The organism is Pseudomonas sp. Pseusp16, assembly GCF_047324915.1.
Classification (GTDB): domain Bacteria; phylum Pseudomonadota; class Gammaproteobacteria; order Pseudomonadales; family Pseudomonadaceae; genus Aquipseudomonas; species Aquipseudomonas fluorescens_CD.
In genome coordinates this window covers 2,809,556-2,825,280 of the sequence record NZ_CP168522.1, presented here as the reverse complement: position 1 = coordinate 2,825,280, position 15,725 = coordinate 2,809,556, and the positions used below count along the sequence as shown (strand labels likewise).

General features: G+C 55.6%; 21 protein-coding genes. 5 read left to right on the top strand and 16 right to left on the bottom strand.

Annotated elements, in window-relative coordinates; all coding sequences use genetic code 11:
* Nucleotides 1–97 precede the first annotated feature (97 nt).
* The 12 genes from ACEN8Q_RS12620 to ACEN8Q_RS12565 all read right to left on the bottom strand — a co-directional run bounded on the left by ACEN8Q_RS12620 (nt 98) and on the right by ACEN8Q_RS12565 (nt 8,416).
* Complete coding sequence (locus tag ACEN8Q_RS12620) at nt 98–1,288, bottom strand: STY4528 family pathogenicity island replication protein (RefSeq protein ID WP_222585655.1); 1,191 nt, start codon at nt 1,286–1,288, stop codon at nt 98–100.
* Nucleotides 1,285–1,833: a DUF2857 domain-containing protein gene (locus ACEN8Q_RS12615; RefSeq protein WP_222585656.1), complete on the bottom strand. Its 549-nt coding sequence runs from the start codon at nt 1,831–1,833 to the stop codon at nt 1,285–1,287. Before ACEN8Q_RS12615 ends, ACEN8Q_RS12620 begins: the two co-directional genes overlap by 4 nt.
* Nucleotides 1,830–3,416, bottom strand: coding sequence for a ParB family protein (locus ACEN8Q_RS12610; RefSeq protein ID WP_222585657.1), 1,587 nt, complete (start codon nt 3,414–3,416; stop codon nt 1,830–1,832). Before ACEN8Q_RS12610 ends, ACEN8Q_RS12615 begins: the two co-directional genes overlap by 4 nt.
* Nucleotides 3,417–3,430: 14 nt before the next feature.
* On the bottom strand, nt 3,431–3,565 hold the full coding sequence (locus ACEN8Q_RS12605; protein WP_261398004.1) for a hypothetical protein: 135 nt from the start codon (nt 3,563–3,565) through the stop codon (nt 3,431–3,433).
* 158 nt (nt 3,566–3,723) lie between these two features.
* Nucleotides 3,724–4,566, bottom strand: a complete 843-nt coding sequence (locus tag ACEN8Q_RS12600; RefSeq protein ID WP_222590375.1) for a ParA family protein — start codon at nt 4,564–4,566, stop codon at nt 3,724–3,726.
* A gap of 4 nt (nt 4,567–4,570) precedes the next feature.
* Entirely contained in the window at nt 4,571–4,801 is a 231-nt protein-coding gene (locus ACEN8Q_RS12595; protein ID WP_222585659.1) for an AlpA family phage regulatory protein, read from the bottom strand.
* A gap of 115 nt (nt 4,802–4,916) precedes the next feature.
* A complete protein-coding gene (locus tag ACEN8Q_RS12590; protein ID WP_222585660.1) occupies nt 4,917–5,666 on the bottom strand; it encodes a hypothetical protein in 750 nt (249 codons plus the stop codon).
* Nucleotides 5,667–5,922: 256 nt separating this feature from the next.
* Nucleotides 5,923–6,216, bottom strand: coding sequence for a PhzF family phenazine biosynthesis protein (locus tag ACEN8Q_RS12585; RefSeq protein ID WP_413705496.1), 294 nt, complete (start codon nt 6,214–6,216; stop codon nt 5,923–5,925).
* A complete protein-coding gene (locus tag ACEN8Q_RS12580; RefSeq protein WP_222585661.1) occupies nt 6,191–6,406 on the bottom strand; it encodes a hypothetical protein in 216 nt (71 codons plus the stop codon). Before ACEN8Q_RS12580 ends, ACEN8Q_RS12585 begins: the two co-directional genes overlap by 26 nt.
* A 120-nt stretch (nt 6,407–6,526) precedes the next feature.
* Entirely contained in the window at nt 6,527–6,802 is a 276-nt protein-coding gene (locus ACEN8Q_RS12575; protein WP_261398005.1) for a hypothetical protein, read from the bottom strand.
* Nucleotides 6,793–7,056 (bottom strand): hypothetical protein, encoded by a 264-nt coding sequence (locus ACEN8Q_RS12570; RefSeq protein WP_413424004.1) that lies wholly within the window; start codon nt 7,054–7,056, stop codon nt 6,793–6,795. The genes ACEN8Q_RS12575 and ACEN8Q_RS12570 overlap by 10 nt, the downstream gene beginning before the upstream one ends.
* A 583-nt stretch (nt 7,057–7,639) precedes the next feature.
* On the bottom strand, nt 7,640–8,416 hold the full coding sequence (locus ACEN8Q_RS12565; RefSeq protein ID WP_222585663.1) for an IclR family transcriptional regulator: 777 nt from the start codon (nt 8,414–8,416) through the stop codon (nt 7,640–7,642).
* Nucleotides 8,417–8,583: 167 nt separating this feature from the next.
* Here ACEN8Q_RS12565 and ACEN8Q_RS12560 point away from each other — a divergent pair, with 167 nt between their 5' ends.
* From ACEN8Q_RS12560 to ACEN8Q_RS12540, 5 genes are all read left to right on the top strand, one after another.
* The gene (locus ACEN8Q_RS12560; RefSeq protein ID WP_222585664.1) at nt 8,584–9,342 is read left to right on the top strand and encodes an ABC transporter substrate-binding protein; all 759 of its coding nucleotides are present in this window, start codon (nt 8,584–8,586) and stop codon (nt 9,340–9,342) included.
* A gap of 49 nt (nt 9,343–9,391) precedes the next feature.
* The gene (locus ACEN8Q_RS12555) at nt 9,392–10,060 is read left to right on the top strand and encodes an amino acid ABC transporter permease (protein ID WP_222585665.1); all 669 of its coding nucleotides are present in this window, start codon (nt 9,392–9,394) and stop codon (nt 10,058–10,060) included.
* Nucleotides 10,057–10,800: an amino acid ABC transporter ATP-binding protein gene (locus ACEN8Q_RS12550; RefSeq protein WP_222585666.1), complete on the top strand. Its 744-nt coding sequence runs from the start codon at nt 10,057–10,059 to the stop codon at nt 10,798–10,800. Before ACEN8Q_RS12555 ends, ACEN8Q_RS12550 begins: the two co-directional genes overlap by 4 nt.
* Nucleotides 10,797–12,083, top strand: a complete 1,287-nt coding sequence (locus ACEN8Q_RS12545) for an NAD(P)/FAD-dependent oxidoreductase (protein WP_222585667.1) — start codon at nt 10,797–10,799, stop codon at nt 12,081–12,083. The genes ACEN8Q_RS12550 and ACEN8Q_RS12545 overlap by 4 nt, the downstream gene beginning before the upstream one ends.
* A gap of 99 nt (nt 12,084–12,182) precedes the next feature.
* Nucleotides 12,183–12,530 carry a cupin domain-containing protein gene (locus tag ACEN8Q_RS12540; protein ID WP_222585668.1) on the top strand — a complete coding sequence of 116 codons (348 nt, stop codon included), beginning with the start codon at nt 12,183–12,185 and terminating at the stop codon, nt 12,528–12,530.
* A 238-nt stretch (nt 12,531–12,768) separates the two neighbouring features.
* Here ACEN8Q_RS12540 and ACEN8Q_RS12535 read toward each other — a convergent pair whose 3' ends face one another.
* The 4 genes from ACEN8Q_RS12535 to ACEN8Q_RS12520 all read right to left on the bottom strand — a co-directional run bounded on the left by ACEN8Q_RS12535 (nt 12,769) and on the right by ACEN8Q_RS12520 (nt 15,639).
* The gene (locus ACEN8Q_RS12535) at nt 12,769–13,224 is read right to left on the bottom strand and encodes a hypothetical protein (RefSeq protein WP_222585669.1); all 456 of its coding nucleotides are present in this window, start codon (nt 13,222–13,224) and stop codon (nt 12,769–12,771) included.
* Between the two features lie 243 nt (nt 13,225–13,467).
* Nucleotides 13,468–14,196 carry an amino acid ABC transporter ATP-binding protein gene (locus ACEN8Q_RS12530; RefSeq protein ID WP_222585670.1) on the bottom strand — a complete coding sequence of 243 codons (729 nt, stop codon included), beginning with the start codon at nt 14,194–14,196 and terminating at the stop codon, nt 13,468–13,470.
* 10 nt (nt 14,197–14,206) lie between these two features.
* The gene (locus tag ACEN8Q_RS12525) at nt 14,207–14,902 is read right to left on the bottom strand and encodes an amino acid ABC transporter permease (RefSeq protein WP_222585671.1); all 696 of its coding nucleotides are present in this window, start codon (nt 14,900–14,902) and stop codon (nt 14,207–14,209) included.
* 2 nt (nt 14,903–14,904) lie between these two features.
* Nucleotides 14,905–15,639, bottom strand: a complete 735-nt coding sequence (locus tag ACEN8Q_RS12520) for an amino acid ABC transporter permease (RefSeq protein WP_222585672.1) — start codon at nt 15,637–15,639, stop codon at nt 14,905–14,907.
* Between the last annotated feature and the right edge of the window lie 86 nt (nt 15,640–15,725).

Sequence of the window (15,725 nt, the reverse complement as noted above, 5' to 3'; positions counted from 1 at the left end):
CAGGGATGGTGATGGCTGTATCGCTCGGCTTGCGCAGATTCGGCCCTTTGCGATCTCACATTAGAACTCAGTAGATTTGATGCCACTGGCATCAAATCTACTGACGTCCAGAGCGTTTGCCGCTCAGTTGGCGTAGCTCATTCAGGCACGCTTGGGCGAGGGCGGAAGCGGGTTCGCCCTGTTTTCGGGACGGGCGTGACGGTGCTGTTGGGGGCGGTTCTGCAACGGGTGAAGGCTTTGTCTGAGCTGCCCAAGGACGAAAGTCGCCTTTCAGTGCGCGCTGTATCAGGCCCATCAGATAGGCCGCTGGCTTGCGAATACCTCCTGCCGTACAGCGTGCACCCGCTTCGTTGAGCACCGCCTGACGATCCGCTGGTTTGAGCTTGTTCAGCGCCACGGCAACGGCCTGACGCTCGCTTGGACTCAGGTGCAGCGGCTCGGGCCAGTGAAGGTTATCCACCGCTGGGGTCGCGCGCGGTACAGTACAAGTACTTTCTTTTAGTACAGTACAGGCGGCGTTCGGATTCTGAACGGGGCCGGAAACAATGGCGTTCAAGCCTGGTTCGGATTCCGGACGAGGGCCTGCACGATTCCGAACGCGGTGATCGCCACCCAGTTCGGAATCGTGTAAGGCGTCCTCAGTTGCGAGATCCAATCCTTGCTGCGTCCAGTGTTCGCCCCAGCTGTCGAGCCGCGTCGGTAGTCGACCCTGATCGATATCCGTGTCTTGGCGGATTTCTTCCAGAACATGCTGAGCAACAATGCGCACAGCCTTGGTCGCATGACAGAGGGCATGTCCGACCAGTTCCAGGTAGTCCTGATCCAGCTCCATAGCTTCGGCGGGGGTTAACGGTTCATCGTGCAGGACGTATAGAGAACCTTGTAGGCGCCCGCTGAGCTGATCGCGGCCACGACTCACCAAGCTGAGCCAGCGGGTGAGCCTGAGCATCGTCAACACGCGAGCAATGGTTTCACGGGAGGCTGACGCGCCATAGGGCACGCTCGACAGATAAGGTTGCAAATCCTCATAGCGCGGCGTGACCATGCCTTGCCCTTGCAGCATAAGTCGAAACACCTGCCAGGCATTCCGTTCCAATGGCGTCAGCCGAGTATCTAACAGTAGCCGACGCGGTACGACTTCGTGTGATTGGCCACTGAATAGAAAACCAGCCTGTAGAGCCTGGCTGGAGGGTTGTTCAGTGGTCGGGCGTGGGGGCCAGCGTTCACTCAGCTGCTGGGTACATTGCTGCAGGACACGCTGCCAGCGACTGGAAGGGGCGGTGTTCATGCTCCATTGCTGTACTGGTCGATCTGCTGCCAAACGATGGTCAAGCTGATCTGCTGTTCTTCGGCCAGCATCATCATGGCGTCGAGCTGATCCTCGGTACCGTCCTGAGCGCGTAGCTGGCACCATCGCTGCCAGAGCGCATGTTCCTGCGCTTCGCTCAAATTTTGGGGACGACCTTTTCGGGTTTCTATCTTAAGCAGGCGGCGACGCAGGGCGGTTTCCGAATGCGCCAGGCCGAAGCACTGATACATGATAGTGCTGCTGGCGCCGAGCGTGAGCGCCCGGTTGATCAAGCGCTCGTTCTGTTCGTCGCGTTCGACTTGCTCAATCAACCGATGCAGCACCGGCGAGTCAATCTTGACCTCAACCCAGGGGACGGAGGCATGGGCCAGACGCGACAGCGTGGTGGGCGGTAAGGATTGCAACAGGTAGATGTCGTCCTCACCCAGTCCGAGTGCCTTGCAGCGTTGCAAATTACCCAGGCGCAGTTCATGCAGCACCTGGGTCAGCATGGCCTGGTTGAGCACATTGAAGGAGAGGTTCATGGCAGCTCCTGCGGTGAGTCGTCTTCAGGCGGAAGCGTTAAGTCGATCAGGCGTCGGGCCAGGCGGATCAGGCGATACAGTTTGATTAACAGACCGTCGGGCAGTCGCTCCAGCCCTACGTCCATGGCGGGACGATCGGTCAGCGGGAGTTGATAGACCCCCAATAACAGTTGCCCGAACAGGGCGGAGGGCAGTTGCTTGCGATCTTCCCAGTCCACGTCGTCTTGAGCGCGCGACAGGGCCAGGAGCAGCAGGTGAACGCCGGTCGCGCGAGGCGCTGCAAGATCCAGTCGCTCGATGTTCAGGGCGAAGCCCAAGCCATGCTGCTGATCGATGATGCTCTCGGGATGTCCGGCATAGGCCGCCATTTCCCGAGCCAGTCCGGCAATGGCTAAACGCAGTTGTTCGGGGCTATCCAGTGTTGGTGCGATGATCCAGATGTCGGCGATCGTGCACATTTCGACGGTCGATTCTGCTTCGGCGGATGTCTCTCGATCGATCTGCTCGCGAATCTGCTGAACTCGCGACGCAGGGCAAACTGCTGATATGACTTTCGTTTCGGGTGGAGTGAGCAGCTCCTCTCGAGCGGTTTCGGTCTGGGTTCTGATCTCAGCTGATTGGGGACGGGACTCGGAGGAGGGCGATCCTGCCGCAGCTTCATCAACGCTCGGCAGATGACTGCTCTCTGAGGGGGCTGCGACGACAACGCCAGGCGTCGAGATGACCCGATGGGTATCGCTCAGCTCCAGGGCCAACATACGATAGGACGATCCGAGCAAGCGGCTCATGCGTTCGAGCAGTTCATCCTGGATTTGCTCAAGATCGAAGGACTCGGGGTCAGTATCGAAGTAGCCCAGGGTATCGAGCCAAAACTCGGTGAACGCAACGGTGGCGGTTGGATAACGGTTCCAGGTTCGCTCTGCCTGACTACGTAGAGCGATCAGGCGTTCTATCTGGGGTTTACCCAGCCCGGCATACAGGGTTTGCGGAATGGCCGGCAGTAGGTGTTCGAGGGTGTCGAGCATCCGGCTGATGTGCGACTGTGAAATTGGATAGCCTCCAGCGGCAAGACGTCGTGCCAGCTCACGTTGCGAGAGTACTGCTCCATCTGGTTCGAGCATGGTTTTGAGTTTGGCTACCGCCAATGCACGTTCGATGAAGGTGAGTTGGCCGTGTAGATCGCTTTCGGCTAGATGGCCGAGTAGGGTGGTGATTTCATTGGTCCAGGGTCGGAACAGGCAATGAATGCGGAAGAAGCGCTCGTCGCGAGTTTCCTGCCATAGCTCGCCGAGAATCGCCAAACGCGTATTACCGCCGTTGCGGATGATGAAATAGGTTTCTCCCGGGCGGCGAGTAATCGGCGGCGGTTGATCCAGCCCGCGTTCACGGATGGACGCCTTGATATCGTCATACAGCGGATTGCGGATGAAGCGTGGGTTGAGTTCGTAGGGCCGCAACTGCTCCAGCGTGACCAGCATAGGTGTGTCGATGAGTGGATCGGACAGCCGCTCCAGTTCTGGGCCCCGAGGGAAGTGGTCCTGGTGCAGCTTGTCAGTGATCTCCTCCTGACTGAGCTTTTTCATCGGAACAACCTCAGTTAACGCCGGGTGCGCAAAAGGTCACCGACCTCGAACTTGACGATTTCGACGGTCCCCGAACCTTCGAAATGTCGGGAGATTTCTGCGAGGAACCACGCCGTGACCGAGCGCCCACCCTGCAGGTGAAAGACCACAGTGCAGTACTCCTCGCAAGGTGGGAGTAGTGGTCGAATGGATGGTTGGACGATGATGGGCAGTTGATCCAACATCAAAAGACTCCTTGCCAAACGCTGTTGGCCTCAAGGTCGATAAAAAAATGACTTGGCGAGAAATGGTGGCTTGATGATTCGTCTCATTGATCCTCCGCGCACCTGCTGACCGTAGCGATCGCTTCGCGCCATTCCGGAAACAACTCGATGGCCAGCGCCTGCATGATTTCCAACGCTGAGTGCGAGCCTCGTTCACGTGACCGACGCGTTTCGATTCGGTGGACCGGTAGGCCGAGGGAGGCAGCATTGAGATACGCGACTCGATCGGGAATTACGGTATTTAGGACCAAGATGTGGGTAGCCCCAGCGAAGGTCTCGCGCAGGCCTTGGATGATCATCCGGGTATCCACCCGAATGGCGTTCACCCGGTTTAGTAGCAGTCGCAAGGATGGTGGTGGAATGCCCAGGTAGCTGAACGGTTCGAGTTCGCTGAGCAGCTTCAAGGTGCCGCGCCGCAGTTCGCGGGCGGCGAGCATTTCAGGCGTGATGGGAGAAAGGGCGAGATCGGAGGCGAGGATGGCCATCTCCAGCAGCACGCTACGTGCGCCTTGGGTGTCGATCAAAAGCAGGTCATAACTGGAACGGAAATGGTCGAGCAAGTTGCGCAGCCGTAATCGCCCGTCAGGAACGTGCAGCAGCAAGGTGCTCAGTCGGCTTTGGTCGTCGTTGGAGAGGATCAGGTCGAGACCGACGACCTCAGTCGTGGAAATTATCTGCGCGGGATCTGTCTGGTTGAGCGCAATGAGTTCGTACGCACCCGCGATGGCCTCGTGGTTCAAGGCGTAATAGCTGGAGAGGGTGGGTTGGCTATCCAGATCGAGCAGCAGGACGCGTAGGCCAGCATCCGCCAGCAGACCGCCGAGGTTCGCAGCGACTGTGGTTTTCCCCACCCCACCTTTGGTAGAAACCACCGATACAACTCGCATGGCATCAGGCCTGCTGGTCCAGGCGTTCAACGATCCACCGTTCGATCTCCCGCGAGTCCCAGCCGACAGCACGCAATCCAATGCGTTTAGCCTGAGGGAATTTACCTACTTTCATCAGGTTGTAGATGTGCGCACGCTTGAAGCCGGTTTTTCGCTCTACCTCGTCACGGCGCATGATGTGACGTTCGACTTGTAGTTGAGGAGCTTCAGTGATGGGGGAAGGTTGACTAGACATGCTGGTCACTCCTGGCGCCGATTGGCGCGTTATGGGAAGTGACCCGAATTGAATACTAGAAGTGGGATCGAGTCATTGCACTGCAATCGGGTGGATTGCAGCGCAATTTCTTGGATTATTTGCTTTTTTTGAGACTGCGGTTAGCTGTAGCAAATTTTTCGTCCAGTGTCCGTTTGCTAATGCCTGGCACATCTTTATAGCGTGCGATAATGGCATCGACGATTGCTGCTTGATTCTTAAATACGGAAAGAGGCTTTCCAGCGGGAGAATGATCCAGGAGTAGGTTGACCAAAACACCGATGATGTTTTGGTATGTGAGTTCGCTACGCTCGCTGAGTTGTCCGTGCGTTTTGACAAACACTTTGAGGTCATCCCGTTCAACCCCTATCGCCTGAAGATCTACCAAAATATCCTGATGGTGAAGACGTAGCGTGTTGAGCTCCTGCAATAGGATATCTCTATCCGCCTGTAGCGCCAGGAACGTCCCTAAACTGACTTTTTCATGTGAGTCTCTGCCTGACTCAAACAAGAAGCTAGGTTTCTGATCGGGGTAGTAAATCTCCATCCATTGGCGTAAATCTGAGTGACGTATTGTTAATTGATAGGGTTCCACGTAAGTCCCCATGGGAACCGAAATACCGAGGCAACCATAAGGCAATTCTCTATTACGTACCGCATCGTAGATTTTTTCGGTGGTTGCGTGTAGGCCTGGCCATTGCGGGAATAGGGACGCAAGTTTCCCAGGACAAGACCATGCAGCTTGCACTATTTGTGCTTCATAACGGATGAGGTTGCACCACCGCAATGCTGCGTCGATGGGGCGGTAGAAGGTTTTTGTCTGCGGATTGTAAATATAAACGGACATGTACGGATGGATCTCCATTCCTGATGGATAGGCCTCCCGCGAATCATCTGTATATCAACCTAGCTGATGGCAGCGGCTGTTTTACTCGACTCTGTCACTCGGTGAGGTCATTCCATTTACCTATCACTCACTATGATCTTCATGATTGTTTGTTCAACCCCTATCCCTTGGTGGATGGATAGGTTCTCGCGATCTGTTTTCCATTTCTGAGCCTAGATACCGAGGATCGATTTCACGGTCAGTGAAGTACAGGTGGCTAGGCTAATTTGCAGACAATCGATTTCGGGTTAGGTTCAAGCAGTGAATCGGTTGTCGATGACCCAAGACAAGGGGGCAGACACGATCTCTCTAGGAAGTACGTCCAGAACTTCTCGCGAAAAGCTGTGGAATGTCGAGCGGTACCTATGCGGCTTGTTCGATACTCGCAACTCATCGACGCGGTGAGAAATATCAACGAAGCCTTCTCGTTATTGATCAGTAGGTCGTGTGCGGTCGCCAAGGTGGTGTGGCCGCAAAAATCGAATTCATGCGCTGGAGCAAACCGGCGCAGATCCCATTCCCCATCGGGCCGGGCTTTGAAAAAAAACCGTTTCGGCGAGATTGTTGTCCTGTGTAATAGTCAGGTACCAGGTCGTCCGGCTGCCAGTCTTCAAGTACGAGAACGGCAGCTGGGTTCCGGGAAAAAAGCCGGCGGTGAAGGCATCGACTTGATGCATTCGCATGCTTAGATCTTTGGTCATAGGTGGCTTGCCTGTTAGTGGTCTCGACAGACTCATTCCTGCTGCTCATCGAGATACCTGCAATCCAGATGCGAGGTGCATCGCCGATGTTCCAGCCGCGCTCAATGCGGGCTTGCAGTCTCAGTTGACAACGGTAATAGCGCCAATCGCGATGGCGGCCACCAGCATGACCAGGACTGTCCCGAGTGTCCATTTCAGGGAGACTCGCTGGTTGATGCAACCAGAGGGCTGAGGAGGTGAAGGTTGGCCGACGAGTGAAGCAATCGCCATTTCATTCGGGCCGCTTCCATAGTGAGCCGCCGTCGCGGCGAGAACGGGTAGCACGCCAAAATAAAACGCATCGTTTGTCAGTACATGAGTGAAAGGCACGCTTAGCAAGGCGGTGATCAACGACATGTAATGCCCAGCCTGTGCCGGCAGGATCGTGATGATGTTGTCCGAGTTGCCTTGATCATCCCGGTGCCACTCATGATGCCGACGAATATGCCCGCGCCGAAGATCAGCAGGGTAACCGCCATAACGTTGTCGGCATGACGAGCGATGACCTCTTTCTGCTGTTTCAGGCTTGGGTAATTGACCAGGCAAGCCAGGCCAAATGCCAGCATGAACAGGATCGACAGGGGCATCCACCTGGGCAAGATGATGGGCAAGCGAGCATCACTGCATACCACCTCGTTGAGAGACCGTTCTCTGGTGGCCAAACAAGCCATTGTCGCCGGCGTTTTGCGCGACGCCTGGCCTCATATTGAGGCAGGGCGGGTAGTTCCCGTGATTGACGATGTGTTTAACTTCGAGGAGATCGTGGAGGCACACAGGCACACAGGCACACAGGCACATGGACTCAGGCGATCACATAGGGAAGATCGTCGTCCGAATGCCAGGTCGATAGGCCATTGGAGCCCGCTCTAAAGGGCAGGGCGGGCTTACTTGCTACAGAGATCGTCGTGGTTAAACGAGTTGCACACCTTAGCGCAGTGCCATTTTATCGGCGAGCTTTCCTGTTTTTCCACCCCGCCCTTCCGGCTACTCTTTTCAGCCCGCCGACCTTGCCGACGCAGCGCTCGATTCGTGTACCGGGAACCACGAAGCGATCGAGACGTCGGTTCACCTGGCGACTGCACTAGGGGCCGACCAAGCGTAGCGCCTGCAGGGCGATGCCGAACAGGCCGAGGCCTCATTTTCAGGTAGGGAGAGGGCTACCAGTCGGGGGGGGAGGGCGATTGCAATTCATCATCAGAGAGAACGTATCGAGGTGCTGATTGCGTGGGCACACTTTACGACCGCTGGAGCTATCTGTCGTTGCGCCTCCTCTAACGTCCATCGGCTGGTCGGCGCAACCACGTGCACCGAGGCCACGGGTTTATGGTGGCTGTTGATGACAGGCGCCGCAATGGTCATATCCCCGAGGTAAAGCTCCTCAAGGTTGACGGCATAACCTTTGTCTCTGACCGCCTGAATCGCGCTGACAATCTCGTCCACCCTTGTCAGGGTGTGTTGCGTATGCCGCTTCAGATCACTGGCAGCCAGCACCTCACCAAGCCCCTCATCGCTTAAGGTGCTTAGATAAGCCCTGCCAGAAGCGGTGCAATACATCGGTATGCGACTGCCGATAGGCAGGTGGATCGGAATGAACTTAGGGGCTACGAAACGAGCCACATAGATCATTTCCAGGCCGACCGGTTCGGTGAGGTTCGTGGATTCCCCCGTGAGCTGAGCCAGTTCGGCGAGAAAAGGATTGGCGACGTCTACCAGCGTATCTGCGGCCAGATAGTTGTAACCAATTTCCATGACGCGGGGAGTGAGCTGGAAACGCCTGGATTGAGGGTTTTTGCACACGTACCCCAGCGTCTCCAAGGTGAAAATCATGCGCTGTGCAGAGCTCTTGTTGATGCCTGCGGCCTCGGCAATTTCCGCCAGATTCATTGTCCGCTGGCGCGCGTTGAATGCACGCAGCACTGCTAGCCCCTTCTCTAGAGACTGATTGAAGAGGCTGTTTTCGTTCTCACTCATGGCTCATCTCTCTGGCTTGATTGGTTTTAATATCGATATGCGATACTTATAAACCGCTTTACGATTTTTGTAAATCGTATATATTTAATTCAAGGCCGACTTTTGATACGAGAAGGCTGTCCATCACGCACAACTACAACAAACCGCGTCAAACTGGAGTATTCGACATGTATCCTCGTCTTCGTGTGTTCGCCTGTACCATTGCTCTGTTCGCTGGCTGTACTGCTTCGCTTGTTGCTCAAGCGGAAACGTTCAAGGTCGGTGCCACCGCCACCGGAGTACCCTTCACCTTCCTGGATGTGAAAAGCAACAATATCCAGGGCATGATGATCGACACCGTCGAAGCCGTCTCCAAGGCTGCTGGCTTCGAGGTGGATATCGCGCAAACCACCTTCGCTTCGCTTATCCCGTCCCTGACAGCCAGTAAAATTGACATGATCTCAGCAGCGATGGTGCGTACCCCGGAGCGCGAGAAAATCGTGCAGTTTTCCGATCCGGTTTTCGAGTACGGCGAGGGTTTGGTAGTGCGGGCTGACGACAATACGCCGTACACCGGCATGGATGACTTCAAGGGTGAGGTGGTGGGTGCCCAGGTCGGCACCATTTTCCTCGATGCGCTCAATAAGCGCGGCATCTACAAGGAAGTACGTGGCTATGACTCGATCGCGGACCTGACCCGCGACCTGTCCCTGGGGCGGATCAAGGCCGGTTTCGCCGACCGCCCCATCCTGGCGTACCAGATGTCTTCAGGCACCCTGCAGAAGGTGCGGCTGGTTGACTCCTATCAGCCTCAGATCAAGGGTGAGGTATGCCTGATTCTGCGCAAGGGCGATGAGCAGGCGCTCACCAAAGTGAATAAGGGCATCGCCACTATCAGGGCAGATGGCACCCTCGCACGCATTGTCGAGAAGTGGAAGCTTAACTAAGCGCCTTTGTTGGCCTGGTACCTCGCCAGGCCTTGGTTGAACTCGCCTCATGGATAATCCTATGTTTCTCCAGAATGCTCTGGACTTCCTTCCCATTCTCTTGAGCGGGGCGGTGGTCACTTTGCAGGTTACGGTTGCATCCTTCCTGCTCAGTTCGGTCATCGGCCTGGTTTTGGCCTTGATGATGGTGTCCAAGGTCCGCACCATTTCGTTGTTCGCGATCACCGTGGTCAACTTGATCCGCGGTCTTCCAATCATCGTTCAACTGTTCTACATCTATTTCGTACTACCCGAATTCGGCATTCAACTGACAGCTATGCAGGCCGGCATTATCGGTCTCGGTATTGCCTACTCGGCCTACCAGGCAGAGAACTTCAGGGCCGGCATACAGGCTATTCAGCAAGGGCAAATCGAGGCCGCGGAATCGCTGGGTATGCGCAGTTACATGGTGATGCGCCGTGTTGTCCTTCCGCAAGCATTCCGTATCGCTTTGCCACCCTACGGCAACACCTTGGTAATGATGCTCAAGGACTCATCGCTGGTGTCCACTATTACCGTTGTGGAGATGACCCGAGCAGGTCAACTGATCGCCTCATCCACATTCGAAAACATGACGGTCTATACCCTGGTAGCGCTGCTCTACCTCACTTTGAGCCTGCCGCTGTCCTTCGCGTTACGCCGCCTTGAGAAGCGGCTTGGAATGAGGAAATCGTCATGATAGAGATCAAAGCCCTGCGCAAGAGCTACGGCAACACCTGCGTGCTCGAAGGTATCGACCTGCAAGTTAATAGCGGTGAAGTGGTTTGTCTGATCGGTCCGTCAGGCTCTGGTAAATCCACGCTTCTTCGGTGCATCAATGGCCTGGAGACTTATGAGGGCGGGGACATCCTGGTGTCCTCCGAACGCGTTGATCGTCACGCCAAAAGCATCCACGAGATCCGTACTCAGGTTGCCATGGTTTTCCAGCGTTTCAATCTGTTCCCTCATCGCACCGCCCTTGAGAACGTGATGGAGGGCCCGATCTATGTGAAAAAGGAAAACCCTCAAGAAGCTCGCGAGCACGCTCGCCAGCTATTGGAGAAGGTTGGCCTTTCGCATCGTATCGATGCCTTCCCGGACGAGCTTTCGGGCGGTCAGCAGCAACGGGTAGCGATCGCGCGTGCATTGGCGATGCGCCCGAAGGCCATCCTTTTCGATGAACCGACCTCTGCGCTCGACCCTGAATTGGTGGGTGAAGTACTGGCGGTAATGCGCAAACTGGCCGACGAAGGCATGACCATGGTGGTGGTGACTCATGAGATGGGATTTGCCCGGGAGGTTGCTGATAAGGTCTGCTTCCTTTATGGCGGTCGTATCGTGGAAGAAGGTCCTGCCCAGGAAGTTCTGGGTGCACCCAAGCATGCACGAACTCAAGATTTTTTGCGCCGTCTGCTCAACACCGATGAGGTGTCGGCATGACCGGGCAGCCGTTGGCATTACCTCCTTCTCTCTGGGCATCCACGGCCGCTACCGGGCCGGTGACACCGCGGCTTGGTGAAAACAAGCAGGTAGACGTTGCTATCGTCGGGGCCGGCTATACCGGCCTGGTAACGGCCCTGCACCTGGCGGCAGGTGGTGCGAATGTGTGCGTTCTGGACGCAGCCGAGCCTGGCTGGGGAGCGTCGGGACGCAATGGAGGCCAGGTAATTCCGGGGCTTAAGCACGATCCGGACGATTTGCTAAGGATGTTTGGGGGCGAGCTCGCCGAGGCCCTGATCGATGTGGTAGGCAATGCGGCTGACGAAGTGTTCGAACTGATCGATCGCTACGGTATTGAATGCGATGCCACCCGTAAAGGTTGGATTCAACCAGGTGTATCCGCTACGGCAATGCGAAATATCGAGAGCCGGGCAGAGCAATGGCGACGACGTGGCGTGCCTGTGGAAATGCTTGATAAAGCCAGCGTGACCAAGCGAATCGGCAGTCATGATTACTTGGGGGCCTGGGTCGATCCACGTGCCGGTAGCGTGCACCCATTGAACTATGCCCGTGGACTGGCTCGCATCGCCCTCAACCACGGTGCTGAAATTTATGGTCACAGCCCGGTCGTTAAGCTGGAGTCCAGGGACGGCTATTGGAATTTGACGACGGGCCAAGGTTGCAAGGTCCGAGCCCAGCATGTGGTACTCGCGACTAATGGATACACCGACAACCTCTGGCCAGGTTTGCGGCAGACGGTCCTTGCCGCCAACAGCTTCATTATCGCGACCCGGCCTCTGCCCGAAAAGCTTAGGAAAACGGTATTACCTGGTGGCGAAGTCTGCTCCGACGCCCGTCGGCTGCTGACCTATTTTAAGCAAGATGCTCAAGGTCGAGTTCTGTTTGGTGGTCGTGGGCCATTTTCAGAGCCAAGGTCGAATACTGACTGGGCTCATCTGGAGCGATCATTGACAGGCGTCTTTCCACAACTGGAAGGCGTGCCTTTGGAATATCGCTGGAGCGGTCGCGTAGCACTGACAAAGGATTTCCTGCCTCATGTCCATCAGCCAAAGCCGGGCTTGAGTATGCTGCTTGGCTATAACGGACGCGGTATTGCACTTTCAACCAGCCTGGGTCGCCATTTAGCCATGAACATTCTCGGTAACGGGCAGAAATTCCCTTTTCCGATTACCGGCATCAAGCCGATTCCGTTTCATGGCCTGCAGCGTTTGTATGTCGGCCTGGGTATCGCTTGGTACCGTCTGCTCGACGCTTTGACCTGACGTCCAGTGGCGCCCAACTGACTCAGCATCTCGGGGGCAGCCGCTGTCGATCAAAATCCCCGCATCGCCTATTCGACGTAAAACATCAAGGAGACCAACATGTCCGTTGTCCGCATCCGTTTGCATGACCAAAGCACATTTTCCCCCAAAACTCCGGTGGGGCAGCCTATTGGAGAGCCCATCGCGATGACCCGTACAGCCGAACACATTCCCCTGGAAGGCTGCGACGCAGTGACAGGTTTCTGGGAGTGCAGCCCAGGGCAATTCCGCCGTCAAGTGGTAGGCGCCGAGTACAGCTACATTGTCAGTGGTGAGGGCACGTTCACGCCGGATAATGGAGAAGCCATCCAGTTCAAGCCAGGCGATGCACTCTTTTTCGAGGCCAACTCCCACGGTACCTGGGATATCCGCGAAGCGGTGCTCAAGACTTATCTGATATTCGAGTGATTGTCGATCACACATGGAGACATCCGGGCGCACATACCCTCTGCTGTGCAAGATTGAACACGTCGAAGTGCGCCTTTCAGTCTCCCGCCAGCACCCGAACTTGTTGCCGTCGTCCGGAAACCGACAAGCAGTTCACAACGACGCCTACTCAACTTTTGAGCAGGAGTACACTGAGTGATCAGTACGGACATGACAGGAAAAATCGGCGGATGTAATTGTGCGACAAGCTGTCGCTGCGTCAGTTCGCCAAACGTTCGGGGCTGTCGCGTAATACTCTCGCCACTGGAGATCGTGCCGCTGCAGCTGCGGTGCACCATGGGCGTTTGCGGGGATCGTAGTCAGCCGGCCGGTTGCCGGCCGGGATCGAATACATTGCGCCTTCCGCGGAACCGAACTGAGTGAAGGCGTAGCGCTCTGAGTAGCTAGTCAGCGAAATGCTCTGCAATACCGATGGACCAGAGGTCCCGTCTCTGCCGATAGTTTCAGAAAGCGCCTGTAACGTATCGATTTGGCCGTTGAGCCAAGTACTGATACCGGCGGCCATTAACTTCCCAGTCTTGGATAACTGAGCGACTGCCTCTTTGTTCAAGAGCTCCATTTGCCGAAAATTATTCAGTCCGACCGACGCGGCGAATGCCCCCAGCAGAACACTCGCGACGACCAAAAGCAGCTTACTTTGAAAAGATAAACTCACCACTGTACTCCGTATTCAGTGTTCAAAAGCCATAGCGATGGCTTGGCCACCGCCGATGCACAGCCACGAGTTTTTTCCGCTTTCGCCTTTCATCATCTCCTGTAGCCGTGAAACAACGATTTGGCAGCCAGCGGCTCTTGAAGCTATTGCATCTGGTTGGTCAACGATCCTTAAAAGGTACCGATCGCGTCGCGGCATGGATTGCAACGTCTGCACTCAGTGCTCCGAGTGCCTGTTACGGAGTCAATGAGTAAGGATTTTTGAAAGGAATTGTTGAGCCCGATCTGACTCGGGTGAATCGAAGAACTCTTGGGAATTTCGGTCTTCGATAATTTCGCCCTGGTCCATGAAGATCACGCGGTTGGCGACCTTGCGTGCAAAACCCATTTCGTGGGTAACACACATCATCGTCATTCCCTCTTCGGCCAGTTCAACCATAACGTCCAAAACCTCATTGACCATTTCCGGATCGAGCGCGGAGGTCGGCTCATCAAACAGCATGCAGATCGGATCCATCGCCAGTGCTCGTGCGATCGCAACGCGCTGTTGCTGCCCACCAGACAGTTGACCCGGGTGCTTATGTGCGTGCGCTTGAAGTCCGACACGCTTTAACAGGCCCTGAGCTTTGCACATTGCCTCTTCGCGAGAGCGTTTCAGGACTTTGACCTGCGCGATGGCGAGGTTTTCGGTAATACTCATATGTGGGAACAGCTCAAAATGCTGAAACACCATGCCGACTCTTGAGCGAAGGCGTGGCAGGTTTATTTTCCCATCGGTCACGCTTGTACCGTCCACCGAAATGCTGCCCGACTGGATAGGCTCCAGTGCGTTGACGCATTTGATCAGCGTTGATTTGCCCGAGCCAGAAGGTCCGCAGACAACAACCACTTCGCCTTTTTTCACTTCTGTGCTGCAGTTCTTCAGGACCTGGAATGGGCCGTAGTGTTTTGAGATATTCTCAATTTTGATCACGATTCAACTCCTAGGCGTTAGCGCTGCTGCGGTTGAGTCGTGACTGGTAACGGCGCACGACTTTGGACAGGGTGAAACAGATGACGAAATATACGATTGCTACAAAGGTGTAGAACTCAACGAGTCGACTATCCCGCTGGGCAACCTTAGAGGCGGCGCCAAGAAAATCAGTTGCGGAAATGACGTACAGCAGCGAAGTGTCCTGAAAAAGGATGATGACTTGGGTAAGCAGCACAGGAATCATGGCTCGAAATGCCTGGGGCAAAATGACGTATCGCATGTTCTGCACGTAAGTGAAGCCGACGGCCTGTCCTGCCGCGCTTTGCCCTTTCGCAACGGATTGGATACCAGCACGAATGACTTCGCAAAAGTAGGCGGCCTCAAAAATCGTGAAGGCAATGAACGCGGTTTTTGTGGTGCCGACTTGGACTGGTTCAGGAGATCCTAACAGCCAAGCGACAATTTCCGGTACCAGGAAGAAGATCCAGAATATCGCCAGGATTAGAGGGATCGAACGCATCAGATTGACGTATGCGCCTGCCAAGGATCGCAACCAGACAAGTTGGCTCAAGCGCGCAAGCGCCAAAAGCGTCCCGAAGATGATGCCGCCGATCATCGCGACCGCCGTGACTTGCAAGGTAAACAGCATGCCTTGTGCGAGGTAGGGCAGAGCGTTGAGAACGACGCTGAAATCGAGGTTTTGCATGACTAGCGCTCCTGGGTTGCCGTACCGGGGATGTAGCTGGCACGTTCGATCATCGCCATCAGTCGGTTGACTGTCAGCGCTACCAAGACGTAGATCAGTGTCGCTGCACCGAAGGCTTCGTAGGTCCGGAAAGTGAATTCATTCATCTGCTGGGCTTGTGCGGTCAGCTCAATAACACCGATGGTCAAAGCAACCGAAGAGTTCTTGAAGATGGTCATGAACTCGCTGGTCAGTGGTGGGATGATCCTGCGTCCGGCCATAGGCAGCAGCACATAGCGATACGCTTGAGTCAGGGTCATACCCATCGCAAGTGCAGCAGCACGTTGTCCCTTCGCCAACGAGTTGATACCGGCCCGCACCTGTTCGCTGATACGTCCGGAGGTAAAGAGACCCAGGACAATCATCGCAGTGAAGAATGGTCCCCATGGAGCGCCGAACGATTTGATCCAGTCTCCCAGGTCAGTCGGTAGAAGCTCAGGTAAAACGAAATAAAACAGGAACAGTTGCACCAGCAACGGAATGTTTCGAAACAGCTCGACATAGCCATTTCCCAGGCGCACCAGCCAAGGGTAGGGAAGCGTCCGTGCAACACCGACCAGTGTCCCCATCACCAGCGCAATGATCCACGCTGAGAGAGCCAACGCCACGGTCCAAGCGAGGCCGGAGCCCAGCAGGCCAATGTAAGTCATCCCGGGCTCAGGCGATTGCTGGAGATACACGTCGAAATTAAATGACATCGGGAACTCCACGCCGCACCACGCTTCGTCCGGGAAGCGTGCGTGGGCTATAAATCAGAGGGCATGCCGTTTCCTCGGCATCAGGA

Excerpts from the sequence above, each read along its gene's own strand:
- ACEN8Q_RS12620 (WP_222585655.1), bottom strand. The coding sequence starts at position 1,288 with ATGAACACCGCCCCTTCCAGTCGCTGGCAGCGTGTCCTGCAGCAATGT.
- ACEN8Q_RS12615 (WP_222585656.1), bottom strand. The coding sequence starts at position 1,833 with ATGAACCTCTCCTTCAATGTGCTCAACCAGGCCATGCTGACCCAGGTG.
- ACEN8Q_RS12610 (WP_222585657.1), bottom strand. The coding sequence starts at position 3,416 with ATGAAAAAGCTCAGTCAGGAGGAGATCACTGACAAGCTGCACCAGGAC.
- ACEN8Q_RS12600 (WP_222590375.1), bottom strand. The coding sequence starts at position 4,566 with ATGCGAGTTGTATCGGTGGTTTCTACCAAAGGTGGGGTGGGGAAAACC.
- ACEN8Q_RS12595 (WP_222585659.1), bottom strand. The coding sequence starts at position 4,801 with ATGTCTAGTCAACCTTCCCCCATCACTGAAGCTCCTCAACTACAAGTC.
- ACEN8Q_RS12590 (WP_222585660.1), bottom strand. The coding sequence starts at position 5,666 with ATGTCCGTTTATATTTACAATCCGCAGACAAAAACCTTCTACCGCCCC.
- ACEN8Q_RS12580 (WP_222585661.1), bottom strand. The coding sequence starts at position 6,406 with ATGACCAAAGATCTAAGCATGCGAATGCATCAAGTCGATGCCTTCACC.
- ACEN8Q_RS12575 (WP_261398005.1), bottom strand. The coding sequence starts at position 6,802 with ATGTCGTTGATCACCGCCTTGCTAAGCGTGCCTTTCACTCATGTACTG.
- ACEN8Q_RS12565 (WP_222585663.1), bottom strand. The coding sequence starts at position 8,416 with ATGAGTGAGAACGAAAACAGCCTCTTCAATCAGTCTCTAGAGAAGGGG.
- ACEN8Q_RS12560 (WP_222585664.1), top strand. The coding sequence starts at position 8,584 with ATGTATCCTCGTCTTCGTGTGTTCGCCTGTACCATTGCTCTGTTCGCT.
- ACEN8Q_RS12555 (WP_222585665.1), top strand. The coding sequence starts at position 9,392 with ATGGATAATCCTATGTTTCTCCAGAATGCTCTGGACTTCCTTCCCATT.
- ACEN8Q_RS12550 (WP_222585666.1), top strand. The coding sequence starts at position 10,057 with ATGATAGAGATCAAAGCCCTGCGCAAGAGCTACGGCAACACCTGCGTG.
- ACEN8Q_RS12545 (WP_222585667.1), top strand. The coding sequence starts at position 10,797 with ATGACCGGGCAGCCGTTGGCATTACCTCCTTCTCTCTGGGCATCCACG.
- ACEN8Q_RS12540 (WP_222585668.1), top strand. The coding sequence starts at position 12,183 with ATGTCCGTTGTCCGCATCCGTTTGCATGACCAAAGCACATTTTCCCCC.
- ACEN8Q_RS12525 (WP_222585671.1), bottom strand. The coding sequence starts at position 14,902 with ATGCAAAACCTCGATTTCAGCGTCGTTCTCAACGCTCTGCCCTACCTC.
- ACEN8Q_RS12520 (WP_222585672.1), bottom strand. The coding sequence starts at position 15,639 with ATGTCATTTAATTTCGACGTGTATCTCCAGCAATCGCCTGAGCCCGGG.